Raw genomic sequence first — 24,585 nt, 5'->3', positions numbered from 1 at the left:
CAAGGCCTGATTGTTGTCCAAAACAGAGTATACTTCAACAGGGACAACTGCGGCATGCCAAGGCGACATATTCTCACCGAGCGACAACGCTCGGCACTGTTCGATCTGCCAACCGACGAAGTGTCGCTGCTCAGGCACTGCACACTCGCTGATGATGACCTTGAGCATATCCGGGAACGGCGCAGACCGGAAAACAGGCTCGGTTTCGCCTTGCAACTGTGCGCCTTGCGTTATCCCGGTCGTGCCTTGGCATCAGGCGAGTTGATCCCGTACGAAATTCTATCATTCATCGGCGCTCAGCTTGGCATTCCGGCAGATGCGCTGATTACCTATGCCGCCCGCCGTCAAACTCGCCAGCAGCATATGGAAGCCCTGCGTGAGATTTATGGCTACAAGGCATTTGCGGGCCGTGGCGCACGTGATCTGCGAGACTGGCTTTTTGAGCAGGCAGAAGATGCGCGGTCGAACGAGGATTTGGCGCAGCGTTTCGTTATGCAATGCCGAAATACGATGACGATCCTGCCTGCGGTGACAACAATCGAGCGATTGTGCGCCGATGCTCTTGTCGCCGCTGAACGGCGAATCGAGACACGAATTGCCGATCGGCTCGACATTGGTGTTCGTGAGCGGCTGGATGGGCTCTTGAACGAGATGGCGGATGGAAACATCAGCCGCTTCATCTGGCTCCGCCAGTTCGAGGTTGGCAGCAATTCCGCCTCGGCAAATCGCCTACTCGATCGCCTAGAGTTTCTGCGCGGTCTGGAAATTGACCTCGAAATCCTCGCAGACATTCCGGCACATAGGGTTGCGCGTCTACGCCGACAAGGAGAGCGCTACTTCACGGACGGCCTTCGCGACATCAGTTCAGATCGGCGGCGGGCCATCCTTGCAGTCTGTACCGTCGAATGGGAAGCGGCGATTGCCGACACCATTGTGGAAACCCATGATCGCATCGTCGGAAAAACCTGGCGCGAGGCGAAGCGGCTTCATGACGAACGGATTGCCAATTCCAAGACGGCGGTTACTGATACGCTTCGCGCATTCACCGCGTTGGGAGCGTCGCTGCTGGAAGCACATGATGACGGCATCCCGTTGGACGATGTCCTGGCACGATCGACCGAATGGCAGCGACTTGAACAACTGGTCGCGGCAGGGACGCAACTTACCAGCGCCTTGACGGATGAACCTTTGGCGTATGTCGGGCAAGGGTATCATCGCTTCCGTCGATACGCGCCACGAATGTTACGATGTCTGAAGCTCAAAGCCGCGCCCGTAGCCGAGGCATTGATTGCCGCCGCACACGTGATTGGCGCAACAGGCACCCCAACGACGCCGGTTACTTCCTTCCTGCGTCCGAATTCGAAATGGCATCGATATCTGCGTGCACGAGATGAGGGCGACAATCGTCTATGGGAAATCGCAGTCCTGTTTCACTTGCGGGACGGCTTCCGATCCGGTGATGTTTGGCTGGATCATTCCCGCCGCTACGGCGATCTCAAGCAGGTTCTTGTCCCAATGGCTTCGGCACAGACAAATGCGAGAATGGCGGTTCCAATCGATCCTCACGCTTGGCTTGCCGACCGTAAAATCCGGCTTTCTGACGGACTGAAGCGCCTGGCCCGTGCTGCTCGCGATGGTGCCATTCCTCACGGTAGTATTGAAGATGGGGTGTTACGGATCGACAGGCTGATCGCCGACGTACCTGAAGATGCCGAGGAACTGGTTCTTGATCTCTATCGTCGGATGCCGCCCGTACGGATCACCGATATTCTGTTGGAGGTTGACGCTGCGGTTGGATTCTCTGATGCTTTTCCTCATCTGAGAACTGGAGCGCCATGCAGCGACCAGGTTGGCTTGCTGAACGTCCTGCTTGCCGAAGGACTAAATCTTGGCCTTCGGAAAATGGCGGAGACCTCCAACACGCACGACTACTGGCAGCTCTCGCGCCTCGCACGCTGGCATGTCGAAAGCGAGGCCCTAGATCAGGCGCTAGCGATAGTCGTAGCCGCACAGGGCAAGCTGCCCATGTCCCGCGTCTGGGGCATGGGAACGACGGCATCAAGCGATGGGCAGTTCTTCCCGTCCGCGCGGCAGGGTGAGGCCATGAACATGGTCAATGCCAAGTATGGCAACGAGCCTGGGCTGAAAGCCTATACCCACGTCAATGACCAGTTTGCACCATTCGCCTCACAGATGATTCCCGCAACAGTCAGCGAAGCGCCATACATCCTCGATGGCCTGCTGATGAATGAAGCGGGCCGTCAGATCGGAGAACAATACGCCGATACTGCGGGGTTTACCGATCATCTGTTCGGGACCAGCGCCATGCTCGGCCATCGCCTCGTTCTGCGCATCCGCGACCTGCCATCGAGACGGCTGTATGTGTTCAATCCGGTGACAATGCCCAAGGATTTACGCGGTCTGGTCGGCGGCAAAATCCGCGAAGAACTGATTATCGCAAACTGGCCTGATCTCTTTCGCTGCGCCGCTACAATGGCCGCCGGAAAGATCAAGCCGAGCCAGTTGTTGCGCAAACTCGCGTCCTACCCTCGCCAAAATGATCTGGCCGCCGCGTTGCGGGAGGTTGGTCGTGTCGAGCGCACTCTCTTTATAATAGAATGGATTCTCGATACCGATATGCAACGCCGTGCGCAGATCGGCCTCAATAAAGGTGAGGCTCATCACGCCCTGAAAAACGCCCTGCGTATCGGACGCCAAGGGGAAATCCGCGATCGAACGACGGAAGGTCAGCATTACCGGATCGCTGGGCTGAATTTGCTCACAGCAATCATCATCTACTGGAATACCGCACATCTCGGCCACGCCATCGAGGATCGGAGAAACGAAGGGCTCGATGTGCTGCCGGAGCTGCTGGCGCATATCTCCCCGCTCGGTTGGGCGCATATCCTACTGACCGGAGAATACCTTTGGCCCATTGGTGAAAAAGCTTAGGGTGTCATTCCGCCCTCAGCCGGAACCGACCCCTGATCGGCTGGCCCAGCCGATTCTGGAAAACGGGTTCAGTCGTTGACCGTCCGCCGATGAGTTTGGCGATTTCGGCGACGGTCGCCGGCCACAGAGGACAAAGGCGTTGCTTTCCCCCCTTTCCGCTGATTCTGACGCAAGCGGCACGGATGTCGAGGTCAGAGATCATCAGCTGGGCTGCCTCTGTCGCCCGGGCGCCAGAGTTGTAAAGGAACAGTAACAAGGCATGGTCGCGCCGACCTTGCTCCGTCCTTTGGTTCGGGGCGGCGAGCAGGGCGTCCATCTCCGGCTTGTCGAGGAAGGGAACGACAGCGCGGTAGGTTTTCTTGAACGGGATCGAGCGGATCTGACCCGACCATTCGATATGTTGCGGACTATGTTCGCCGACAAAGCCTGCGAGGGCGCGGATCGCCGCAAGCCGTTGGTTGCGGGTGGCGATGGTGCAATGGCGCGCGGCCTCGATCTCGGCGAGAAAGCGGACAACAAGATCGGCTGACACGTCGATGACTGCAAGGCGATCGACCGACGTCTTGCGTGTCTTGGCGATGAAGGGAATCAACAGGCTGAGCGCATCGCGATAGCTGTATTGCGTATTGCGGGCGAGATTGCGTTCGGCCACGACATGTTCGAGCAGGAAACGCCGGACCCACGGACCCAGCAGCGTATGGTCGCTCATGACAAGACCTCCATGGCATAGCGCTCAAAGCGGATGCTCGCTTCGCCAAGCAGGTCCGGAGTGAAGGCGAGGTAACGTTGTGTTCCGGCGATATGCACATGGCCGAGATAGGTCGACAATTGCGGCAATAGGCGCTGGACGTCGGCCCCGTCGCGGTACCAGGAAACGAGGCGATGAACGGCAAAGCTGGCGCGCAAGTCGTGAAGGCGCGGTTGATGTCGTGGGTTCCCGTCGTCGCGCATGACGCCGGCCTGGACACGGAGCCGGCAGAAGGCATTCTCGGCATTCTGGCGCGTGATTGCATCGCCGCGGCGGGAACGGAAGAGTGGCGCGTCGGGGTCGCCGCGGCGCCCGTCGACATACGGCGTCAAGACACGGCTCAAATCGCTACCAATGGGCACCAACCGGGTCTTGTAGAACTTGCTCTCTCGAATGCAGAGGATCCTTGCGTCAAGATCGACATTGGCTAGGGTCAGGGTGAGCGCTTCGCTGATGCGAAGTCCGGCGCCGTACAACACAAGCAGCAGGACCCGATAGGTTCCCGGGTCGATCAGGTTACGAGGATGATCGATTGCCGGGATGGCGTCGAGCAAGCGACGCCATCCGCCGTGCTCGAGGCGGACACGACGAAATCGCCTGTCTTCCGGTATCCCCTTCGTCTGCGCCGCCTTAGTCGAGGGGTTACTACGGCCGGCCATCCGGTGCGTAATTCGTAAGCGCGGAATTCCCCGCACCTGTTCATAGACGTGGCAGTGAGGGAGTCTGTGTCCACAACGGAGACTGTGGACACAATGACATTGGATGGCGCGGGAAGATCAGGGCCGCTTCGAGTGGTTCGGGTTCTTGGCAACGGTAAGCGACGATTTGATCCGGTTGAGAAGGAGCGCTTGGTCGATGCGGCCCTTGAGCCGGGAGTATCGATTGCAGGGCTTGCGCTGGCGCACGGGGTCAACGCGAGCTATGGTCGGAAATGGGTGACGAGGCCGATCAGGCGGCGCGATGGTCAGGGGTCGTCGTTTCGGCGACACCGTCGGTGAATTTGACGCCGGCGATGACCTTTGGCAACTGATTTTCGCCCTTCAGCCGGCGCCAGGTTTTGGCGGCGCTCATGACGAGCTTGAAGACCATGAGCCGTGCTGTGTTGTGGGACAGGCCTCCCTTGGTTCGCACCGTGCGGTGCCTGACGGTGGCGAAGACGCTTTCGATCGGGTTCGAGGTGCGCAGATGGTCCCAGTGTTCGGCCGGGAAGTCGAAGACGGTCAGCAATGCCTCGTGGTCCTTCGTCAGGCAGTTGACGGCCTTGGGATATTTGGCCTTGTATTTGTCGACGAAGACGGCGATCGCGACCTCGGCGGTTGCCCGATCCGGGGCATCGCGGACCTCCCTGAGATCGGCCTTCATGTTCGGCTGCACCGACTTCGGCACCTTGTTGAGGATGTTGAGGAGCTTGTGTTGCCAGCACCGTTGATGGCGGGTCGAAGGGAATATCTCCTCCAGCGCCTTCCAGAAGCCGAGCGCGCCGTCGCCCACGGCAATTTCTGGCGCAATCGAAAGCCCGCGGGCCTTCAGCCCGACGAGCAGCTCGCGCCAGCTCTGGGTGCTTTCGCGCACGCCGACTTGAAAGCCGACAAGTTCCTTCTTGCCTTCCGGCGTCGCGCCGATGACGACCAGCATGCAAGCGGCATCGTCCTCCATGCGTGCCTGAAGATAGACCCCGTCGGCCCAGATGTAGACGTAGCGGCGGGCTGACAGGTCGCGGCGTTGCCAGCGATCATAGTCGGCCTGCCACTCCTCCTTCAGCCGGCCAATCACCGAGGGGGACAGGTTCGGTGCGTCCTTGCCGAGTAAGGCGGCAAGCGCCTCCTGGAAATCGCCGGTCGAGATGCCGCGCAGGTAAAGGACCGGCAGCAGAGCGTCGAGGCTCTTCGTGCGTCGTGCCCACTTCGGCAGGATCGCCGACGTGAAGGTGATGCGATCCTCGCCGCAAGTCTCCAAAGCCCGGTCGCGCAGCTTGACGCGGCGCACCGCAACCGGACCGATCCCCGTCTGGATCGTTCTTTCAGGCCCATGGCCGTGCCGCACCACCCGGTCCCGCCCATCGCTCAGGCGTTCGCTGGCCATGGCCGCAAGAAACGCCTCGGCTTCCGCCTCCACGGCCTGTGCCAGAAGCCGGCGCGCGCCTTCGCGTAGAACCGATGTCAGGGGATCATCGAGCGTCTCGGGATGCGGAAAGGAAACAACAGTGCTATCTGTCTTCATGGCGTATCGCTCTTTCATGAGGTTCTGGCAGGCTTGTCACCCGCCTCGATACGCCGCCCTCATCAAACCGTCATCACCCAGTTTCCGTCATAGCTCGGTCAACGCCAATCAGTTGCGCAACTGGGTGGCGCTACGGCGACGCCGGCAAGCGAGCGAGAAGGAATTGACGGTTCTGCCGAACAGCGCGCCGCCGGCCTTCGTTCCGGTGGTTGCGGCCGCGCCGATTGCGCGACCGCCGGCTCCGTCGGCTCGGCCGACATCGCCACGGGTGCGGTTGAGGGCGTCGCTACCGAACGGTGTGCGGCTTGAGCTTGAAGATGCGGATGCTGAGGCTCTGTCGGCGATGATCGAAGCGTTGGGGCGTTGCGATGTTCCGGCTGGCTGATGATCTGCGCGTCTATCTTCACCGGGAGCCGATCGACTTTCGTGCGGGGATCAACAGCCTTGCGATCCTGGTGGAGCAGTCAATGGGCCTCAACCCGTTCGAGCGCGCGGTGTTCGCCTTCTGCAATCGTCGCAGAACCCGGATGAAATTGCTGTTCTTCGATCGGTCTGGTTTTGTGCTCGTGTTGAAGGCGCTGACGGAAGACAAGTTCCGCTGGCCCAAGCGGCAGGAGGCGGTGGTGGCGCTTGACGCCGAACAACTGCACTGGTTGCTCGACGGCATTGATCTTGACGCGATGGTGCGCCATCCGGTGCGGCAATATGAATTTGTCGGCTGAACTTTGCCGTTGACGTAAGGGAACGGCTCAGATTCAAGACTATGATGAATCGAGCCGGCACCCCTGATGTTGCGGAATTGATGGCGCTTTTGGCGGCGAATGCTGCAGAAATCGCCGCGCTGAAGGCCGAGAAGGATATCCTCGCGCAGCGCGTCTTCAAGCTTGAGGAAGAACTGGCGCTGGCGCAGTTGCATCGTTTTGCGCCGCGCAGCGAAAAGCACATGGATCGCATCTTCAACGAAGCCGAGCAGGCTGCCCTTGAGGGGGACGAGGACAGCGAAGACGCCGATGATGCCGTCGCTCTACCGGACACGGGATTGCCGGAGATCGAAAAACCCGACGGCAAGAAACCCGGCCGCAGGCCGTTGCCGGCGAACCTGCCGCGCCAGCGCGTCGAGTATGACCTTGCCGACGACCAGAAGGTCTGTCCGTGCTGCAGCCACCCGATGCATCGCATGGGCGAGCTGGTTACCGAGCAGCTTCACATCGAGGTGAAGGCCACGGTTCTGCAGAATGCGCGAGCCAAATATGCGTGCCGTAACTGCGACCGCACCGGGATCAGCATGAATTAGCCCCCGAAAGGCCCGGACATGCTCCCCCACTTAGCTAAGTGGGTAGGAGTAATGTTGGTAATATGACTAGCAGCAATTTTAAGATGGAAGTTCTCTCCGGGCCGGAGCGTCGGCGGCGCTGGAGCACGGCAGAGAAGCTGGCGATCATCCATGAGACCTATGAGGCGGACGCGACGGTGAGCATCGTCGCACGTCGGCACGGCATCCAGCCGAACCAGTTGTTCGCCTGGCGCAAGCTGGCGTCCCAAGGGGCACTGACGGCGACGCTACCGCCGAAGAGGAGGTCGTTCCGGCTTCCGAATACCGGGCGCTTCAGGCCCAGGTGAAGGAGTTGCAACGCCTGTTGGGCAAGAAGACGATGGAGAGCGAAATCCTGAAGGAAGCCCTCGAAATCGCCGGTGGCCCAAAAAAACATCTGTTGCGCTCGCTCTCTCTTCCGAGGGGGATTTTGGAATGAAGACCGTCTGCGAAACTCTAGGTGTCGCCCGCTCGAATATCGCTGCGCGTGCCGCAGGTTCCCCTTCCAGAGCCAGAGGACGCCCGCCTCTACCTGATCGCGAGCTGGTGGAGGACATCAAGGCCGTCATCGCCGATACGCCCACCTACGGCTATCGGCGTGTCCATGCCATCCTGCGTCGGAATGCCCGGAAACTGGGGCGTTCGTGGCCCAATGCCAAGCGGGTCTACCGGGTGATGAAGCTGCACAATCTGCTGCTGGTGCGTCATACCGGAGCGGTCGATGATCGCCTTCACGACGGCCTTGTCGCCGTCGAGCGTTCGAACATCAGATGGTGCTCCGACGGCTTCGAGATCGGCTGCGACAACAAGGAGAAGGTCCGTGTCGCCTTCGCCCTCGACTGCTGCGACCGTGAAGCAATCGCCCATGTCGCCACCACCGAAGGTATCAAGAGCGAAGACGTGCAGGACCTCGTGATCACCGCTGTCGAGAACCGCTTCGTACCGCATCAACATGCTGTCCGAACCCATCGAATGGCTCACCGACAACGGCTCTTGCTTCATCGCCAGGGACACCGCATCCTTGCTGCGCGAGATCGGCATGGAACCGTGCACGACACCGGTGCGAAGCCCACAGTCGAACGGCATGGCCGAGGCGTTCGTCAAAACCTTCAAGCGCGATTACGTCTCGGTGAATCCAACCCCCGACGCCGAAACCGTCATGGCGCAACTGCCGTTCTGGTTCGAGCACTACAACAATCTTCACCCGCACAGTGCTTTAGGATATCAATCGCCGCGCGAGTTCATCAGCTCGCAATCTCAAACCTGAGCATGTCCGGTCTTTTGGGGGCAACTCCACAGCACGCCTGTTCGCGCTCGTTCATAAATATGTCGACGGCACGCCGCTCTATCGTTTGGCGCAAGCCTTCGAGCGCGCTGGCGTTCCTGTCAGCCGTGGCGCTCTGGGCCATTGGGTGATCGGTTCGAGCGAGAGACACCTCATTCGCGTCTATGACGCACTGAAGCTGCGGTTGCGATCCCAGACCGTCATCCATGGCGACGAGAGTGTGCTGCAGAGCACACGGAAAGGATGGTCTAGATGGCCTGACAGACTGTGTGCGTAAAGCTGCGATGATGATGAGGGATGGCCCCTCGGGCTCGGCTTTCAGGAGCTGGGTCCAAACCACTCCAAGCGGCTGCGTTTAAGAGACGTGGTCGTAAGCGTTGGAGCCAAGTCCAGGGTATACCCTGGGCCGGTACGCATCCGAGAGACGAATGAAAATGAACCTTCCGATGAAGCGTCGTAACGTGAAACCTGTCGTCAAAACCAGAGATTTCTCGTCTCTCTGGGATCAGCTTGTCAGATGCCTGGTGACCGGGCAAGCGGCGACCGGCGTTGAGGGGGCGTGAAGCGGATGCAGGCATTGTCGCGGAACTGCAGGAACCAGTCGCTCCGATGCAAAGGGAGAAGCACAAGCGGAGAAAACCGTGAGGCGAGAGTACCGATGCGGAGCACTGGGACGGACCGATTTGTAGTAGCGATGAAGGCTCGTAATGGAGCTGGAGCGAAGAGGTCGGATCAGGTGGGCATATTATCAACACAACTGGCAACAGGAGGACGTTGATGGATACGCAAAGCAAGCCGTTCAATATCAGTAAGCAGAAGGTGTACGAAGCTTATCTGCAGGTGCGATCCAACGGAGGCGCAGCTGGTGTGGATGGGGTAACGATTGAGCAGTTCGAGGCCGATCTGAAGGGGAATCTCTATAAGATCTGGAACAGGATGAGCTCAGGCACGTACTTCCCTCCGCCAGTTCGCGCCGTTTCCATTCCTAAGAAGAGTGGAGGCGAGCGGATCCTCGGGGTACCAACGGTGGCAGATCGCGTGGCCCAAAGTGTGGTCAAGCAGATGATTGAGCCGGATCTGGACGCAGTCTTTCTGGCAGATTCTTATGGCTATCGGCCCGACAAGTCGGCGCTGGATGCCATCGGCGTTACGCGCAAGCGGTGCTGGAAATATGATTGGGTTCTGGAATTCGATATCAAAGGGCTGTTTGACAATATTGACCATGACCTTCTGCTACGGGCTGTTCGCAAACACATAACATGTGCCTGGGCGCTGCTCTACATCGAAAGATGGCTGACAGCACCGATGCGGAAAGAGGATGGGACAAACGTCGAGCGAAACGAGCTATGGTCGGAAATGGGTGACGAGGCCGATCAGGCGGCGCGATGGTCAGGGGTCGTCGTTTCGGCGACACCGTCGGTGAATTTGACGCCGGCGATGACCTTTGGCAACTGATTTTCGCCCTTCAGCCGGCGCCAGGTTTTGGCGGCGCTCATGACGAGCTTGAAGACCATGAGCCGTGCTGTGTTGTGGGACAGGCCTCCCTTGGTTCGCACCGTGCGGTGCCTGACGGTGGCGAAGACGCTTTCGATCGGGTTCGAGGTGCGCAGATGGTCCCAGTGTTCGGCCGGGAAGTCGAAGAAGGTCAGCAATGCCTCGTGGTCCTTCGTCAGGCAGTTGACGGCCTTGGGATATTTGGCCTTGTATTTGTCGACGAAGACGGCGATCGCGACCTCGGCGGTTGCCCGATCCGGGGCATCGCGGACCTCCCTGAGATCGGCCTTCATGTTCGGCTGCACCGACTTCGGCACCTTGTTGAGGATGTTGAGGAGCTTGTGTTGCCAGCACCGTTGATGGCGGGTCGAAGGGAATATCTCCTCCAGCGCCTTCCAGAAGCCGAGCGCGCCGTCGCCCACGGCAATTTCTGGCGCAATCGAAAGCCCGCGGGCCTTCAGCCCGACGAGCAGCTCGCGCCAGCTCTGGGTGCTTTCGCGCACGCCGACCTGAAAACCGACAAGTTCCTTCTTGCCTTCCGGCGTCGCGCCGATGACGACCAGCATGCAAGCGGCATCGTCCTCCATGCGTGCCTGAAGATAGACCCCATCGGCCCAGATGTAGACGTAGCGGCGGGCTGACAGGTCGCGGCGTTGCCAGCGATCATAGTCGGCCTGCCACTCCTCCTTCAGCCGGCCAATCACCGAGGGTGACAGGTTCGGCGCGTCCTTGCCGAGCAGCGCGGCAAGCGCCTCCTGGAAATCGCCGGTCGAGATGCCGCGCAGGTAAAGGACCGGCAGCAGGGCGTCGAGGCTCTTCGTGCGTCGTGCCCACTTCGGCAGGATCGCCGACGTGAAGGTGATGCGATCCTCGCCGCAAGTCTCCAAAGCCCGGTCGCGCAGCTTGACGCGGCGCACCGCAACCGGACCGATCCCCGTCTGGATCGTTCTTTCAGGCCCATGGCCGTGCCGCACCACCCGGTCCCGCCCATCGCTTAGGCGTTCGCTGGCCATGGCCGCAAGAAACGCCTCGGCTTCCGCCTCCACGGCCTGTGCCAGAAGCCGGCGCGCGCCTTCGCGTAGAACCGATGTCAGGGGATCATCGAGCGTCTCGGGATGCGGAAAGGAAACAACAGTGCTATCTGTCTTCATGGCGTATCGCTCTTTCATGAGGTTCTGGCAGGCTTGTCACCCGCCTCGATACGCCGCCCTCATCAAACCGTCATCACCCAGTTTCCGTCATAGCTCGAGCGAAACTGCGGCACGCCACAAGGCGGTGTCGTTAGCCCGATACTTGCCAACCTGTTCCTGCATTATGCATTCGACGTGTGGATGGGCAGACAGTTCCCTGACCTGCCATGGTGTCGTTACGCGGATGATGGGCTGGTGCATTGCCGGAGCGAGAGTGAAGCGCGGATCGTCAGAGAAGCGCTCGCAGCTCGTCTTTTGGAATGCCGCTTGGAAATGCATCCCGGGAAAACGAAAATCGTCTACTGCAAAGATGATCGACGGAGGGGTAGGCACGAGACCGTCAAATTTGACTTTCTCGGGTATTGCTTTCGTCCGCGATCCGTTCGGGGACAACTTTCGCAGAAAACGTTCTGCGGATTTACCTCGGCCGTCAGCATATCATCGCTGAACTCGATGCGAGAGAGGATTAGAAGGCTGAAACTCCGCAAACGAACGGAGGTGACGTTGGACGACATTGCTCGCGAAATAAACCCAATCGTTCGGGGATGGATCGCATACTATGGGCAATACTCGCGCTCGGCACTTTATCCGATGGCGCGATACATCAACGAAACCCTCTATGTTTGGTTCAAACGGAAATATAAGCGCTTCCGCAAACGCCTGGGGCAAGCGCGCCTCTTTGTTGCAAAGATTGCGCGTGAAAACCGGAAGCTGTTCGTACACTGGCAACTTGGTAATGGCACGGAGCTCGCCTGAGGGGAGCCGGGTGAGGTGAGAGCCTCACGCCCGGTTCTGAGAGAGGCTGGAGGTGAAATTCCTTCGGCCTACTCGCCCCACAGTCCAGGTGCTGAAGGAAGCCGGCAAGGAAGCGACCAGCACGTCGTATATGTTGGCCTTTCGCAGCGGCGAGGACAGTAAACAGCCGATCGTGCTGTTCGATTATCAGCCCGGCCGCGGGCAGGAGCATCCGCAGGCCTTCCTTGGCGACTACCGCGGCATCCTGATGAGTGACGGTTATCAGGCCTGGCGCACGTTGAAAGGCGCCACGCATGTCGGGTGCATGGCCCATGCCAGGCGGAAGTTTGTCGATGCTCTCAAGGCGCGCAAGAAACCCGGCGGGCCGCCGGCACAGGCCATCAAGTTCTTCGACCAGCTCTACCGGATCGAAAGGCAGGTGCGGGACGAGAGGCCGGATGACGGTGAACCACAGGCCGACTACATGCGCCGCTTTCGCCAGAAACACAGCGTCCCGGTCCTGAACGCCCTCAAGGCGTGGCTCGACGCGATCGCTCCAAAAGTCGTGCCCGACACCAAGCTTGGCGACGCCGTCTCCTATACGCGCAATCAATGGGAATATCTGACCCGCTATACCGACGACGGTAGGATGCCGATTGATAACAATTTACTCGAGCGCGACATTAGAATTTTTGCCACCGGCCGAAAATCGTGGTTGTTCAGCGACACCGTCGATGGAGCCAAGGCCAGCGCCGTCACCTACAGCCTGATGTTGACCTGTCGCGCCTGTGGCGTCGAACCATTCGCGTGGTTGCGGCACGTTCTCACCGAACTGCCGCAGCGTCCCGACAACGCCGACATCGACGACCTGCTACCATTCAACTTCAAAAGGCAGCCTGCCTGACCGCCGGCTCAAGCCGCCTAATCTAATAGCGCGCACCGAAATGAGCGCTTACCGTAATTCAGACGATCGTGAGCAGTCATTTCGCGGCATCGTGAGCACCGATTTCAGGCTCTCGTGAGCACCCCATTGGGGTGCGCAGGCAGGGCTTCGTCCGACAACAGATAGGCCTACGGATTTCGTCGTTTTCCACGATGAGAGACCGTTATGCCGACCCAGAGATTGTCGATGCGCCAGATCCGCGAAGTTTTACGATTGAATCATTCCCAGAGCCTGTCGGAGCGAGCCATCGCCCGGACGCTTGGGCTGAGTAACGGAGCCGTGCACAGTTACCTGGTGCGGGCTCGCCAGGCCGGATTGGCCTGGCCTTTACCTACTGAACTCGATGACGCCGGCCTCGAGTTGCTGCTGTTCCCGGCTCCCAAAGCGACCGCCGGCCAGTGCCGGATTGGGCCTATGTCGAGAAGGAGCTACGCCGTCGCAGCGTCACGCGGGCGCTGCTGTGGGAAGAATACCGCACAGCCAACCCCGATGGCTTCGGCTACACGTGGTTTTGCACGACCTTCGACGCCTGGAAGGGACGGACCCGCATCTCGATGCGCCAGACCCATGTTGGCGGCGAGAAGGTGTTCGTCGATTTTGCTGGCGATACCGTCGATATCTTCGACCCGATCACTGGCGAGGCGCAGGCGATGAAGCTGTTCGTGGCGGCAATGGGGGCCTCGAACTATACCTACGCCGAGGCCTGTGCGAGTGAGAGCTTGCCGGACTGGATAGGCGTCCACGTCAACCTGTTCGCCTTTCTGGGCGGCGTCTCGAAGTTCGTGATCTGCGATAATCTCAAGGCTGCCGTCACCAATCCCGACCGTTATGACCCCGGTCTCAACCGCACCTACGCTGAGATGGCCGCTCATTACGGCACTACGGTGCTTCCGGCCAGATTGCGTCGCCCGAAGGACAAGGCCAAGGTCGAGGTGGCAGTTCAGATCGCCCAACGCTGGATCCTGGCCAGACTGCGCAACCAGCGCTTCTTCTCGCTGGCCGAGATCAATGCCGCGATCCTCAGTCTGGTCAACGAGCTCAACGCCCGCCAGATGCGCGGCTTCGAAGCGAGCCGGGCCGAGCTCTTCGCCGAACTGGACAAGCCGCGGTTGGGAGAGTTGCCGATCGAGCCTTACGTCTTCGCTCGCTGGAAGCGCTGCCGCGTCGCGCCAGATTACCACGTCGAAGTCGACGGGCACTGGTATTCCACGCCGTACCGGCTGATCAAGGAACTCGTCGATGTCCGCATCGCCGGCAAGACGGTCGAGATATTCCACAAGGGGCAACGGATTGCCAGCCATGCCCTGGCTCCCAACCGACGCGGCCACACAACGATAGCTGACCACATGCCGAGCGCTCACCGCCGCTACGGCAAGTGGACACCGCAAGGGTTGGTCGCGGCGGGCGAGAAGATCGGGCCGTCCACGGCTGCATTCTTCGAGGCCGTCATCGCCGCTCGACCGCACCCAGAGCAAGGCTTTCGCACCTGCCTCGGCGTCCTGTCTCTGGCCAAAAGCTACAGCGCCGCCCGTATCGATGCAGCCTGCCAGCGCGGCATTCTCATCAAGGCGCGCACTGTCGCCTCGATCCGTTCGATCCTGACGAATGGCCTGGATCGGGCTTTCCTCGAAGAGGAAGCCGATCACCACCCCCTGCACCACAGCAACATCCGTGGCCAGGATTACTTCCACTGAACCAACATGGAGAACGACATGCTTACCCACCCCACCTATGAACGGCTGAACGCGCTCGGGTTGACCGGCATGGCCAAAGCCTTTGAAGAGCAACGACGATCGCCCGGCATCGAGGCCATGACATTCGAGGAGCGGATAGGCCTGCTCGCCGACCGCGAAGCTGCCGAGCGCGACACCAAACGCCTCACCGCCCGCCTGAAGTTTGCCGCGCTGCGGCAAAGCGCCTGCGTCGAAGATGTCGATCTGCGCACGCCGCGCGGCATCGACCGCGCCGTCTTCGCAAGGCTCGTCGCCGGCGATTGGATCGGTCGCCACGAGAACCTGCTCATTACCGGAGCATGCGGCCTGGGCAAAAGTTGGCTCGCCTGCGCTCTTGCCCACAAAGCCTGCCGCGACGACCGCTCCGTCCTCTATTATCGCGTCCCGCGCCTCTTCGAAACTCTCGCTCTGGCGCGTGGTGACGGACGCTACGGTCGCATGCTCAAGACTCTCGCTCGCGTTCAACTTCTGGTTCTCGACGATTGGGGGCTTGCCGTACTCTGCGCTTCCGAGCGCAGGGATCTTCTCGAGATCCTCGATGATCGTCAGGGACGCGGGTCCACAATCGTCACAAGTCAGATTCCTGTCGAAAACTGGCACGACATCATAGCCGATCCGACACTCGGCGACGCCATTCTCGACCGCCTCGTCCACAACGCTCACCGCCTCGAACTCGCCGGAGAAAGTATGCGGAAACACCGGGCTCGAAAAGCTGCTCTTGACGCAGACCCCGTAGCCTGATTCACAAACCATCCCGGATGAAGAACACCCTGCTCATGATGCCGTGAAATGACTGCTCACGATCGTCTGAAATCCGTGCTCACGATCACTGAAATGCGCATCCGGACAACAACCGGCTGCGGTGACGATTGTCCCCTGCCGCATGCCGCGCCATTCCTCGCGAAGCAAAATCCCCACCTCCGCCGGTGCTCCGCTTTGCTCAAGCCCCTTCGGGTGCAATCCGGCTGTCTTCCGGCCGTTTTCGCGTGACCATCGGCAACGCAAACAAAGGAGATACTGCCATGACCGATCTCGTCAACTTCATCCGGTTCGAAGAAACGGCAAGCTTGCCGGCAACATCGCCTCAATGGCCTACGACCTCGACATCTTCGGCGAGGCATACCAAAGCACCAACCCGAAGGCGCCGGTCTACCGCCTCTTTGCCAAATCCCCCCGCGGCCGCCGCGTCGAGATCGGCGGTATCTGGGAAAAGGAAAACCAGAACGGAGGCAAATACTTCAGCCTCTCCGTCAACACCGGATACGGAAAACTCAACGCCAACCTCGGCCGCTTCCCCGCCCAGGACGACGAAGATCTGATGGCAGTCATCCCCTGGGATTGATCAACCCGATACCCCGGTCCATGAGGGTCGGGGTATCTCCTTTTTCCTTAAAGGCTCAAGCCGTCGTGGTCGATGCCTGTTTTCCAGCCGCCGTGCCGCTGGGCGGCGCGACAGCGGCCGGAGCAAGCCGCAAGCGCGGCGCAGCGAAGCAGGCGGAGGAAACCCGCGCTCCCCATAGCGCCGTAGGGTTTTCCGGAGCCTCGTGGGAAACCTGGGCCGGTAGTAACCACGAGCACCGGCCTTCTTTTGGCAAGCAAACTCTGACGAGGCATCATTCAGAAAACGCGTTTCACGCCTCTGTAGATAAGATCCAAGGACCGATCGGTGATGGTCGGAGCGCGGAGCGGAATTTGAAAGAAAACAATTAAGCCGAGGCCAGCGGACACAATACCGAGAACCGGGTGAATTTCACCGAGGTAGGCAACGACGAGCCCCGGTACACGAACGTAGGGAATTGCGGCCAGGATCACAGAAAACAGCCCCGCGGCAAAAATCACGGCCGTTAAAAATCGTCGGGCCAGTTCCAGAAGCATTTGTCCGTACATTTCCTGCATCTGCATCTCCTGATTCATTGAATGCAACCGAATCTAGCAGACCAGCGATGACTTTCTAAGGGCATCCGCGACCGATCAACGGCCACGGCCCGCGCCCTATCGCCGGCGCCGAACGCCGGCGACCGAACCGATTGCTCGTTCTCGATCGGGTTGAGCTAGGCGCCCGGATCGTCTCGGCCCTTCGGGTGACGACCACGGAAGCGTAAAAGGTGGCCCGCCAGGGCGGTCCTGGTTGGATCCTTTAAGAGGGGGAGAAAGAGCGTTGCCCCCTCTCCCCAGTAGGGGCCGCCTTGACCCTCCGGTGCAGCACGGCTGGAAAACGAGCAAGCGGACTTAGCTCATTTTTTGCGAAGATGGGGGCCGAGGGCTTCGCCCTTCTCTTCCCCAAACAGCCTTTCGCCCACCTTCCTGCGCGGCCTCCTGCCACTCCGTGCAGGCGGTTCCCCGCAAAGACTGTTTTCCCCCTCCAACCCACCGCTCGCGCGGCCCCGGGAGGCAGGAGACGACCTCCTGCCTTGCAGACAACGGGACGCGACATGACCGACCACCTTAAAGCCATCGTCAAACTCTTCGAGACCTTCCGCTACAAGCACGACCTCCACGCCACCTTTTCCGACTGGTGTGAATGTGCGGCCATTTCAATCAGCAATGCCGCCGATCTCAGCCATCGCGACAAGCGAGAAGCGCGTTATCTGGAAATCGCGCGCAAATACAAGCGCTCGGAACTCGAAACCTTCACCCATATATTCGGTGAGCTCACCCTGGCGATGGAACAGGCACCCCGCGACGTTCTCGGCCAGGTGTTTCACGCTCTCGAGTTGCACAACACGGCGCGGGGCCAATTCTTCACTCCCTACCCCCTCTGCCAGATGATGGCCCGGATGCTGATCGGTTCACCCGACGAACTCGCCCGCACGATAAACCGGCGCGGCTTCATCGTCGCTCAGGAGCCAGCCGTTGGCGCCGGCGCAATGATCATCGCTCTTGCCGAAGCCATGAAGGAAGCCGGCCACAACTACCAGCAATGCCTCCATGTGACCGCCGTGGATATCGACCGCCGCGCCGTCCATATGGCCTACATTCAGTTTTCCCTCATGCACATTCCGGCCGTCGTCATCGAAGGAGACAGTCTGGCGATGAAATTCCGCGAGGAGTGGGTGACCCTCGCTCATGTCATCGGTGGTTGGCGGTGGAAGCTTGCAGGGGTAGATAGAGTCGGCCGGGCGGAAAAAGGGGACCATCCCCGATCCATGCTGGAACAGACCGAGGCCGTGGCCGTCAAAACCACCGCGACTCGAACGGGGTCATCAGTGCCTCAGATCGGGACGAACGGGCAGTTGCGGTTGTTCTGATATGGGGAGTTCCTGCGCTGACCCTGCCGCCCTCCCCATCGCCGCCATTTCTGAGGACGCACGCCGGGAGCGGGCGTCTTCGGACCGCAGTTGCTCACCATGCTTGGTTGGATGCGCCGTTAAGGTTTTGTTAACGAAAAACTTATTGCTCCATGCAAAGAATCGGACATACTAATCACGCTTTCGAAGCACTTCTTTTCGGAAAAGCGTTATTCTAAAAGTGGACGCAAATGAACATAGCGGCTGACATTAGCGCAGAGCTGGACTTTGACGACGAGATTCTTGAGCAAGGTGAACTCATCTCGGACAAACTCCACTTGCTTCGGCTTGAACAATACCCACCAAACGCGGAAAAGGGCCTGCGCCTCTTCTCCCTCGCGGAAGTTGCCGAGTACCTGGGCGTCACGCAGAATCACATCAAGAAGCTTCACCTCGAAGGTAAAGGGCCCGCGCCCGAAGTGTCCAGTTCCGGGCGCCGATCGTACACTGCAGCGCAGATGTTGGAGCTACGTCACTTCCTAGACAAGCACGGTCGTTCCGACTTTAAACGGTACGTTCCACACCGCAGATCCGGAGAGACCCTGCAGGTCATCTCCGTGGTAAACTTCAAAGGCGGTAGCGGAAAAACTACAACTGCCGCACACCTGGCCCAATATCTCGCGCTTACCGGTCACCGAGTTCTCGCGATCGATTTGGACCCTCAGGCATCTCTAACGGCCCTCCACGGCATTCAGCCTGAATTGGACAAGAACCCTTCCCTGTTCGAGGCGCTGCGCTACGACGACAAGAAGTCGCCGATCAAAGACGTAATCCTGCCCACCAACTTTCCTAGCCTCGATATTGTGCCGGCCAATTTGGAGCTGCAGGAATACGAATACGAGACGCCGCTTGCCGCCTCAAACAAGAATTCGCCCGAAGGCCGGATGTTCTTCACTCGCATCAGCTCGGCACTGAAGGAGGTTGATGATAAATACGACGTTGTCGTCATCGACTGCCCTCCCCAACTCGGCTACCTCACGCTCACGGCGTTGACGGCCTCAACGTCGGTCATTGTTACCGTGCACCCCCAGATGCTCGATATCATGTCGATGAGCCAGTTCTTGCTCATGCTCGGAGGCATACTGCAGTCGATTAAAAGTGCGGGAGCCAAGGTCAAGCTGAAGTGGTTCCGTTATCTGGTTACACGATACGAGCCAACCGACGGGCCACAGGCCCAGATGGTTGGATTCATGCAAGCGATGTTCAACAAACGGATGCTCGCACACCACATGCTTAAGTCCACGGCGATCTCTGACGCCGGCATTACAAAGCAAACCTTGTATGAAGTCGAAAAGAACCAGTTCATTCGGTCCACTTACGACCGTGCGATCGAGAGCCTGAACGCCGTGAACGGCGAAATCGTACAGCTTATTCACAAAGCCTGGGGACGGAAATGAACGGCTTTTTGACAGCCGTGCAGAATCGTCTTTTGCTCTGTGATTTCAGAGCGATAAGGAACATTTCTGGAGACGTGCATGGCTAGAAAGAACCTACTGGCAAATGTGACGGCGTCGATCGCGGTCGCCGACAGCGCACCGTCGCCCTCCGGAAGTCGCGCGGAGTACGCTAAACGCGGCGCTTCCAGGTCGATGATGCAGTCTCTGGATGAGATGGCCGAAAACTCAATGCGAGTGCTTGAGGGTGAGACTGTGGTTTCGCTCGACGCCAATCTTCTCGATGCATCGTTCGTCGTTGATCGCATCGATGTCGGTGATGATGACTATCTTCTTCTTCGAGATGCCATTCGGCAGCACGGTCAATCATCACCGATCCTGGTCCGGCCGCACCCAGAGGTCAGTGGACGTTTTATGATCGTCTTCGGCCACAGACGCGCGCGCGTAGCGAAGGAACTCGGAGTCCCAGTCCGCGCCGTCATCAAACCGATCGAGGATATTGCTCACGTAATTGCGCAGGGGCAGGAAAACACCGCTCGCGCGAACCTGACATTTATCGAGAAGTCGCTTTTTGCTCAAAAGCTGGCGCGCGGCAGCATGTCCAAGGATACCATCAAGGCGGCTTTGACTGTCGACGACACGTTGCTCTCGCGGATGCTCTCAGTAGTCGAGAACGTGCCGGAAACGGTATTGGATGCTGTCGGCAACGCGCGAGGCGTTGGACGAGATCGATGGGAAGAGTTGAAAAAGCTGGTGATTGTGCCGGGGAAGGCCGCGGAAGCCGTTGAATTCGTCCAGGGCGAAGCTTTCAGTATCTCCTCGTCTGACGAGCGCTTCAATTCATTGTTGGAACATCTGAAAAAAGGGAAAAAGGCAAGGCCAGAGCGCAAGCCGAGCTCAAGAAGTTGGGCTGTTACCGGAACCGACGTTCAGGTGTCCGTAAGCGAGCGCGGCAAAGCCTTCACCATGGCATTGAAGTCAAAGGATGCTTCTCGCTTTGGAACCTTCGTCGCCGAACGGCTGGAGGAGCTATACCGCGACTTCAAACGGAACGAATTAGGAGATTAAACCGCAAAAGAAAAAGGCCCCCAAACGTCGCCGTCGTGGAAGCCCTTCTCGGATGTAGCAACCTGAGAATCACATTTCCACGAATCTTAGTCAAGAGTCTTTGGCATCGTTTTGGTGAGCGGATTTCTTTTGCCTTCTGAAAGGTGAAGAAAAATGCAGACTGGAAATGTGACGACGCCCTTCGGGCGGCGGCCGGTATCGCTTGCGCTCGTGCGCCAGCAGATCCGGACCGCAGAGGCGCGCCCGGCGAGGGCCGCCGACAAGTGGAAGATCTTCCGTGATGCCTGCGAGGCGAGGGCGCTGCTCGGCCTGCAGGATCGCGCGCTCGCGGTACTGAATGCACTGCTGAGCTTCTATCCGGAGGCCGAGCTGACTACGGACGCCAACCTGATCGTGTTTCCGTCGAACGCGCAGCTTTCCGTCCGCGCCCATGGCATCGCGCACGCGACGCTCCGCCGGCACCTGGCCGCGCTGGTGGAGGCCGGGCTGATCGTCCGCCGCGACAGCGCCAACGGCAAGCGGTTCGCGCGCAAGAACGGAGCAGGCGACATTGACGACGCTTTCGGCTTTGACCTGGCGCCGCTGCTCGCCCGCGCCGATGAGCTCGCCCAATTGGCCCAGCAGGTGGCCGCCGATCGCGCCCGCCTGCGCAAGACGAAGGAAGCGCTCACCATTTGCCGCCGCGACGTTCGCAAGCTGATCTCCGCAGCGATCGAAGAAGGAGCTGCCGGCGACTGGGGACGCAACGAGGATGTTTTCCTCGAGCTGACCGGCCGCATCCCCCGTACGCCGACGCTCGCGGATATAGAGGCAATCCTCGAAGAATTGGAGATGTTGCGCGAGGAAATCATCAACCAGCTGGATCTTCAGGAAGATTTCCAGAATTCGAGCACCAATGATGCTCATTTTGAGCGTCACATACAGAATTCAAATCCCGAATCCATCCATGAACTTGAACCTAGCTCTGGAAAGGAGCCGGGGGCGAAAGCCGAGCCAGAACCGAACCGCCGGCGTGAACCGCTGAAGGCCTTCCCGTTGGGCATGGTGCTGCAGGCCTGCCCCGAGATCGCGATGTATGGACCGGACGGCGCGGTTTCGAGCTGGCGCGACCTGATGGCGGCCACCGTCGTGGTGCGCTCGATGCTCGGCGTCAGTCCGAGCGCCTACCAGGACGCCTGCGACGTGATGGGGCCGGAAAACGCGGCCGCGACGATGGCCTGCATCCTCGAAAGGGCAGGGCACATCAACTCCGCCGGCGGCTATCTCCGCGATCTCACTGCCAAGGCTAGATGCGAGCAATTCTCGCTTGGCCCCATGTTAATGGCTTTGATGAAGGCAAACCCTGTGCGCCCGATGCGGGCCGGTTGATGCGATAGGCGCACCTCTGGCGCAGGCGTGCGCGATCAATTCGAAAGGTGTGGGAGAGGACACACCGTTACGGACTGGCAATCGACCGTGGACGGAACTCCAGTACGCCGATGTAGACCAGATTCGAGGTTCATTGCTTCTTTCTGAGCAGTTCGATCAGGCGCTCGATCTCGGGGTCTGAGTAGCAACGGAACAGAAAACCTACATAAGGATTTCAAGGCTCGTCATCCGGGTCGGCGGTTTTCGGATCGCGCAGCGGCCTGAGTTCACCGCGAGCGACGAATTCCGGAAGTGTGAAGGCGTATCGGCCGAGCATGTTGACGTGGCCGAAGCCGAGTAGTGACAGGCGCGCAACATCCTCCGGCCGGACATCGTAGCCTTCAGTGACGATCTGGTTGATGGCGGCGTCCATGTAGATCGTATTCCAGAGCACGACGAGATTGACGACCAGGCCGAGCGCTCCAAGCTGATCTTCCTGGCCTTCACGATAGCGCTGGCGTAGTTCGCCACGCTTTCCATGAAAGATGACGCGGGCGAGCTGGTGGCGACCTTCGCCGCGATTGAGCTGGATGAGGATGCGGCGCCTGTAGCGTTCATCGTCGATGAAGCGCAGGAGGTAGAGCGTCTTGATGAGCCGGCCGAGTTCCTGCAGGGCGCGAGCGAGACGGGTTGGCCGGTCGTTGGTCTGGAGGGTTCGGGTGAGGCCAGCGGCCTGGACAACGCCGAGCTTGAGGGAGCCGGCGAGACGCAGCAGATCGTCCCAATGGTCGGCGATCAGCTTCATGTTGATCCTGTTGGCCCGGTCGATGGGGTGGACGCCTCCTAACGGCATCGCAATGTGCCAATATAGCGGTGTCGAAACGTTGCTATAGTCGAGGAGACGTCCACCCCATCGACTGGGCCCTACTCGACTTTAAATCGTGAACGTCGTACTCGCTGGATGGGACGGCGCGGAGAAGCGCCGAGCAGTTAAAGGTTTGCAGAATGAACTCGACATATCGCCTCCCGGAGGAGTTCTTCACCGACCGATTTTTGGTGAGGCGGATTGTGCCGGCTGATGCCGACGCCATCTTTGGTGGTTGGGCGACTGATCCTGACGTGACGAAGTATCTCACTTGGCGTCCGCATACGGACATTTCCGAAACACGGGAAGCAGCGCAACGCTCTAACCTGGAGTGGGAAGGCGGGTCCATCTTTCCGGCCGTGATTTGCTTGCGCTCAACGCCGAGCGAACTTGTCGGGAGGATTGATGCTCGGTTGGCTCGACCGCGCGTCTCTTACGGGTGGCTAATCCGCAAAGACCATTGGGGGCACGGTGTCGCGACCGAAGTGGTGCATTGGGCAATCGAACATGCTCTTTCCCATCCAATGATCTATCGCACCGAGGCAGCTTGCGATGTCAAGAATGTGGCCTCGGCACGTGTGATGGAAAAGGCCGGGATGACTCAGGAGGCGTTGCTTCGGCGGTACCTTCTCCATCCGAACCTGTCGAACGAACCAAGGGACGCTTTCCTCTATTCCAAGTTCGCTAAGCGGCGGCCATGGACCTGTCGGTGTCCGAAATGCAGCTCAAATAATCAGTCGCGCCGCGCGTCCGTTTTTTTGTTCGGCGTTGTTGTAATAGCTCGCCGCCTGGGTGACGGACTTATGCAGCGACTGTTGCATCGCTTCCGGCAGCGGAATGCCGCGGTTGGCAGCTTCGGTTAGATACCCCGATCTCAAGCCATGCGCTGAAAACTGCTTGGGTTCGAGCCCTGCCTGTTTGCAACGGGCTTTCAGGATCAAATTGACCGACTGAGGCGTCAGCGCACGTCGATCGATGTTTCCCCACTGGTCGATGCGACGGAAGACCGGGCCTTCCAAGATGCCCGCTTGCTCCAGCCACCCTCTTAGAGCCACGACCGGCGGACCGATCAGTAACACCTGCTCGTCGTCATCACTGATCGTCGTCTTGGTGCGGCCGAGGCGGATCGACAGGCAGGGAAGGGGAGCGGAGGCGGGATCGGCCGGATCCGCTCGAACTGGTTCTTCGTCAACCAGGTCTTCGACACGCAGCGCGGCTACTTCGGAGCGGCGGCGGCCGCCGGAGGCGAAAGCGGTCAAAAGCAGAGCCCGATCCCGTAGATCGACAAAGCGCTCGCCGGCACAGGCCTGCAGCAGCTTTGCCAGGACATCGCCGGTGACGGCCTTCCTGCTCTTACGTTGCCGCGGCCGGGCGCTGGCGCGGACCGCAAGCCGCAGCGCCGACTTGAGCGAAGGACCAGCGAAGGCTCCGGTCAGGCCCCGCCAACGGGTGAGGATCGACCAGCTCGTTAGCCGGCGTCGAACAGTCTCTGGAGCGTGCGGCCCGTCGGCACGTAACAGTCGCCCGGAACGCAAGCCCGCTTCCACCTCCACCGACATGCCATGGGACGGATCTTCCGCCCGCTTGGCCGGATCCCAGAGATGATGGGCTACGAACTTCAACAGCAGACTTTCCGGCGCCGGCCACGGGAGGGGAGTGGCTGTGGCTAGCTGACACCAGGCCTCGAGATAGCCGAGGTCGGACGCGAGTGCTCGCAGCGTGTTGTCGCCCATGCCCTCACTGGCGAGATGCTTGAGCGTCGCGACGTCTTCGTCGGTCAGAAGGGTGGCGAGCTGATCGCGCCGATCGAAGGGCAGGATGGCGTCGAGCGCGTCTAGCACTTCGGCGCGGCCGGCAATGGATGTCGATGACACGACAGTCATCGCGGCAGCTCGCCTGCGGCGGTTAGCCCTACATCAGTAAGTGTCTCTGCGAATTCGTCTGAAGGGGTATCATCTTTCGTCCCAGGGAAGGAGGTGAGCTGAGCTACGGGTCGTCCGCCCCGGCACACA

16 protein-coding genes and 9 pseudogenes are annotated in these 24,585 nt (G+C 59.8%); 18 read left to right on the top strand and 7 right to left on the bottom strand.

Features of this window, described 5'->3' with window-relative positions:
* Nucleotides 1-54: 54 nt before the first annotated feature.
* Nucleotides 55-2,952, top strand: a complete 2,898-nt coding sequence (locus OVA00_RS11465; protein WP_268088925.1) for a Tn3 family transposase — start codon at nucleotides 55-57, stop codon at nucleotides 2,950-2,952.
* Nucleotides 2,953-2,956: 4 nt separating this feature from the next.
* On the opposite strand, the gene OVA00_RS11460 is transcribed toward OVA00_RS11465, so the two are convergent.
* Entirely contained in the window at nucleotides 2,957-3,661 is a 705-nt protein-coding gene (locus OVA00_RS11460; RefSeq protein ID WP_268088924.1) for a tyrosine-type recombinase/integrase, read from the bottom strand.
* Nucleotides 3,658-4,254, bottom strand: a complete 597-nt coding sequence (locus tag OVA00_RS11455) for a tyrosine-type recombinase/integrase (protein ID WP_268088923.1) — start codon at nucleotides 4,252-4,254, stop codon at nucleotides 3,658-3,660. The genes OVA00_RS11460 and OVA00_RS11455 overlap by 4 nt, the downstream gene beginning before the upstream one ends.
* Before the next feature lie 198 nt (nucleotides 4,255-4,452).
* On the opposite strand from OVA00_RS11455, the gene OVA00_RS11450 reads away from it, so the two are divergent.
* Nucleotides 4,453-4,698, top strand: coding sequence for a transposase (locus OVA00_RS11450; protein ID WP_442780495.1), 246 nt, complete (start codon nucleotides 4,453-4,455; stop codon nucleotides 4,696-4,698).
* Here the strand turns inward: OVA00_RS11450 and OVA00_RS11445 are convergent.
* Nucleotides 4,649-5,920 carry an IS256 family transposase gene (locus OVA00_RS11445; protein WP_268088860.1) on the bottom strand — a complete coding sequence of 424 codons (1,272 nt, stop codon included), beginning with the start codon at nucleotides 5,918-5,920 and terminating at the stop codon, nucleotides 4,649-4,651. The two genes, OVA00_RS11450 and OVA00_RS11445, sit on opposite strands and share 50 nt — an antisense overlap.
* A 368-nt stretch (nucleotides 5,921-6,288) precedes the next feature.
* Between OVA00_RS11445 and tnpB the strand changes: the two genes are divergently transcribed.
* The 5 genes and pseudogenes from tnpB to OVA00_RS11420 form a co-directional block, all read left to right on the top strand.
* Nucleotides 6,289-6,642, top strand: coding sequence for an IS66 family insertion sequence element accessory protein TnpB (gene tnpB, locus OVA00_RS11440; protein WP_173516751.1), 354 nt, complete (start codon nucleotides 6,289-6,291; stop codon nucleotides 6,640-6,642).
* 44 nt (nucleotides 6,643-6,686) lie between these two features.
* Nucleotides 6,687-7,205, top strand: a pseudogene (locus tag OVA00_RS11435) (IS66 family transposase zinc-finger binding domain-containing protein); the annotation flags it as partial.
* A 71-nt stretch (nucleotides 7,206-7,276) separates the two neighbouring features.
* Nucleotides 7,277-8,499, top strand: a pseudogene (locus tag OVA00_RS11430) (IS3 family transposase).
* A gap of 40 nt (nucleotides 8,500-8,539) precedes the next feature.
* Nucleotides 8,540-8,746 (top strand): annotated as a pseudogene (locus OVA00_RS11425) (IS66 family transposase); the annotation flags it as partial.
* 548 nt (nucleotides 8,747-9,294) lie between these two features.
* A pseudogene (locus OVA00_RS11420) lies at nucleotides 9,295-9,858 on the top strand (reverse transcriptase domain-containing protein); the annotation flags it as partial.
* 32 nt (nucleotides 9,859-9,890) lie between these two features.
* Here the strand turns inward: OVA00_RS11420 and OVA00_RS11415 are convergent.
* Nucleotides 9,891-11,162, bottom strand: a complete 1,272-nt coding sequence (locus OVA00_RS11415) for an IS256 family transposase (protein ID WP_268088859.1) — start codon at nucleotides 11,160-11,162, stop codon at nucleotides 9,891-9,893.
* Between the two features lie 111 nt (nucleotides 11,163-11,273).
* On the opposite strand from OVA00_RS11415, the pseudogene OVA00_RS11410 reads away from it, so the two are divergent.
* The 6 genes and pseudogenes from OVA00_RS11410 to OVA00_RS11385 all read left to right on the top strand — a co-directional run.
* Nucleotides 11,274-11,552, top strand: a pseudogene (locus OVA00_RS11410) (reverse transcriptase domain-containing protein); the annotation flags it as partial.
* Nucleotides 11,553-11,654: 102 nt separating this feature from the next.
* The gene (locus OVA00_RS11405; protein WP_268088970.1) at nucleotides 11,655-11,957 is read left to right on the top strand and encodes a group II intron maturase-specific domain-containing protein; all 303 of its coding nucleotides are present in this window, start codon (nucleotides 11,655-11,657) and stop codon (nucleotides 11,955-11,957) included.
* A 79-nt stretch (nucleotides 11,958-12,036) separates the two neighbouring features.
* A pseudogene (gene tnpC / locus OVA00_RS11400) lies at nucleotides 12,037-12,840 on the top strand (IS66 family transposase); the annotation flags it as partial.
* A 204-nt stretch (nucleotides 12,841-13,044) separates the two neighbouring features.
* Nucleotides 13,045-14,573: pseudogene (gene istA, locus OVA00_RS11395) on the top strand (IS21 family transposase).
* 18 nt (nucleotides 14,574-14,591) lie between these two features.
* Nucleotides 14,592-15,353: an IS21-like element helper ATPase IstB gene (gene istB / locus OVA00_RS11390; protein WP_268088922.1), complete on the top strand. Its 762-nt coding sequence runs from the start codon at nucleotides 14,592-14,594 to the stop codon at nucleotides 15,351-15,353.
* 346 nt (nucleotides 15,354-15,699) lie between these two features.
* Nucleotides 15,700-15,954 (top strand): DUF736 family protein, encoded by a 255-nt coding sequence (locus tag OVA00_RS11385; RefSeq protein WP_268088921.1) that lies wholly within the window; start codon nucleotides 15,700-15,702, stop codon nucleotides 15,952-15,954.
* Nucleotides 15,955-16,229: 275 nt separating this feature from the next.
* Here OVA00_RS11385 and OVA00_RS11380 read toward each other — a convergent pair whose 3' ends face one another.
* Nucleotides 16,230-16,508, bottom strand: coding sequence for a hypothetical protein (locus OVA00_RS11380; protein WP_268088920.1), 279 nt, complete (start codon nucleotides 16,506-16,508; stop codon nucleotides 16,230-16,232).
* A gap of 536 nt (nucleotides 16,509-17,044) precedes the next feature.
* On the opposite strand from OVA00_RS11380, the gene OVA00_RS11375 reads away from it, so the two are divergent.
* The 4 genes from OVA00_RS11375 (at nucleotide 17,045) to repC (ending at nucleotide 21,729) form a co-directional block, all read left to right on the top strand.
* Nucleotides 17,045-17,860, top strand: coding sequence for an N-6 DNA methylase (locus OVA00_RS11375; protein ID WP_268088919.1), 816 nt, complete (start codon nucleotides 17,045-17,047; stop codon nucleotides 17,858-17,860).
* 230 nt (nucleotides 17,861-18,090) lie between these two features.
* On the top strand, nucleotides 18,091-19,296 hold the full coding sequence (repA, locus tag OVA00_RS11370; RefSeq protein ID WP_268088918.1) for a plasmid partitioning protein RepA: 1,206 nt from the start codon (nucleotides 18,091-18,093) through the stop codon (nucleotides 19,294-19,296).
* Between the two features lie 78 nt (nucleotides 19,297-19,374).
* A complete protein-coding gene (gene repB, locus OVA00_RS11365) occupies nucleotides 19,375-20,361 on the top strand; it encodes a plasmid partitioning protein RepB (protein WP_268088917.1) in 987 nt (328 codons plus the stop codon).
* Between the two features lie 153 nt (nucleotides 20,362-20,514).
* Nucleotides 20,515-21,729, top strand: coding sequence for a plasmid replication protein RepC (repC, locus tag OVA00_RS11360; RefSeq protein WP_268088915.1), 1,215 nt, complete (start codon nucleotides 20,515-20,517; stop codon nucleotides 21,727-21,729).
* 214 nt (nucleotides 21,730-21,943) lie between these two features.
* On the opposite strand, the pseudogene OVA00_RS11355 reads toward repC, so the two are convergent.
* Nucleotides 21,944-22,522, bottom strand: a pseudogene (locus tag OVA00_RS11355) (Tn3 family transposase); the annotation flags it as partial.
* Between the two features lie 191 nt (nucleotides 22,523-22,713).
* Here OVA00_RS11355 and OVA00_RS11350 point away from each other — a divergent pair.
* Nucleotides 22,714-23,163: pseudogene (locus OVA00_RS11350) on the top strand (GNAT family N-acetyltransferase); the annotation flags it as partial.
* Between the two features lie 135 nt (nucleotides 23,164-23,298).
* Here OVA00_RS11350 and OVA00_RS11345 read toward each other — a convergent pair.
* A complete protein-coding gene (locus OVA00_RS11345) occupies nucleotides 23,299-24,456 on the bottom strand; it encodes a site-specific integrase (protein WP_268088914.1) in 1,158 nt (385 codons plus the stop codon).
* Nucleotides 24,457-24,585 lie beyond the last annotated feature (129 nt).

The organism is Ensifer sp. SL37 (assembly GCF_026672675.1).
Taxonomy (GTDB): domain Bacteria; phylum Pseudomonadota; class Alphaproteobacteria; order Rhizobiales; family Rhizobiaceae; genus Ensifer; species Ensifer adhaerens.
This window is presented reverse-complemented; position numbering and strand designations above follow the sequence as displayed.

Bases quoted from the DNA above. Each gene is read 5' to 3' on its own strand.
- OVA00_RS11465 (WP_268088925.1), top strand. From the start codon at position 55: ATGCCAAGGCGACATATTCTCACCGAGCGACAACGCTCGGCACTGTTC.
- OVA00_RS11460 (WP_268088924.1), bottom strand. From the start codon at position 3,661: ATGAGCGACCATACGCTGCTGGGTCCGTGGGTCCGGCGTTTCCTGCTC.
- OVA00_RS11450 (WP_442780495.1), top strand. From the start codon at position 4,453: ATGACATTGGATGGCGCGGGAAGATCAGGGCCGCTTCGAGTGGTTCGG.
- OVA00_RS11445 (WP_268088860.1), bottom strand. From the start codon at position 5,920: ATGAAGACAGATAGCACTGTTGTTTCCTTTCCGCATCCCGAGACGCTC.
- tnpB (WP_173516751.1), top strand. From the start codon at position 6,289: ATGTTCCGGCTGGCTGATGATCTGCGCGTCTATCTTCACCGGGAGCCG.
- OVA00_RS11415 (WP_268088859.1), bottom strand. From the start codon at position 11,162: ATGAAGACAGATAGCACTGTTGTTTCCTTTCCGCATCCCGAGACGCTC.
- OVA00_RS11405 (WP_268088970.1), top strand. From the start codon at position 11,655: ATGCGAGAGAGGATTAGAAGGCTGAAACTCCGCAAACGAACGGAGGTG.
- istB (WP_268088922.1), top strand. From the start codon at position 14,592: ATGCTTACCCACCCCACCTATGAACGGCTGAACGCGCTCGGGTTGACC.
- OVA00_RS11385 (WP_268088921.1), top strand. From the start codon at position 15,700: ATGGCCTACGACCTCGACATCTTCGGCGAGGCATACCAAAGCACCAAC.
- OVA00_RS11380 (WP_268088920.1), bottom strand. From the start codon at position 16,508: ATGCAGGAAATGTACGGACAAATGCTTCTGGAACTGGCCCGACGATTT.
- OVA00_RS11375 (WP_268088919.1), top strand. From the start codon at position 17,045: ATGACCGACCACCTTAAAGCCATCGTCAAACTCTTCGAGACCTTCCGC.
- repA (WP_268088918.1), top strand. From the start codon at position 18,091: ATGAACATAGCGGCTGACATTAGCGCAGAGCTGGACTTTGACGACGAG.
- repB (WP_268088917.1), top strand. From the start codon at position 19,375: ATGGCTAGAAAGAACCTACTGGCAAATGTGACGGCGTCGATCGCGGTC.
- repC (WP_268088915.1), top strand. From the start codon at position 20,515: ATGCAGACTGGAAATGTGACGACGCCCTTCGGGCGGCGGCCGGTATCG.
- OVA00_RS11345 (WP_268088914.1), bottom strand. From the start codon at position 24,456: ATGACTGTCGTGTCATCGACATCCATTGCCGGCCGCGCCGAAGTGCTA.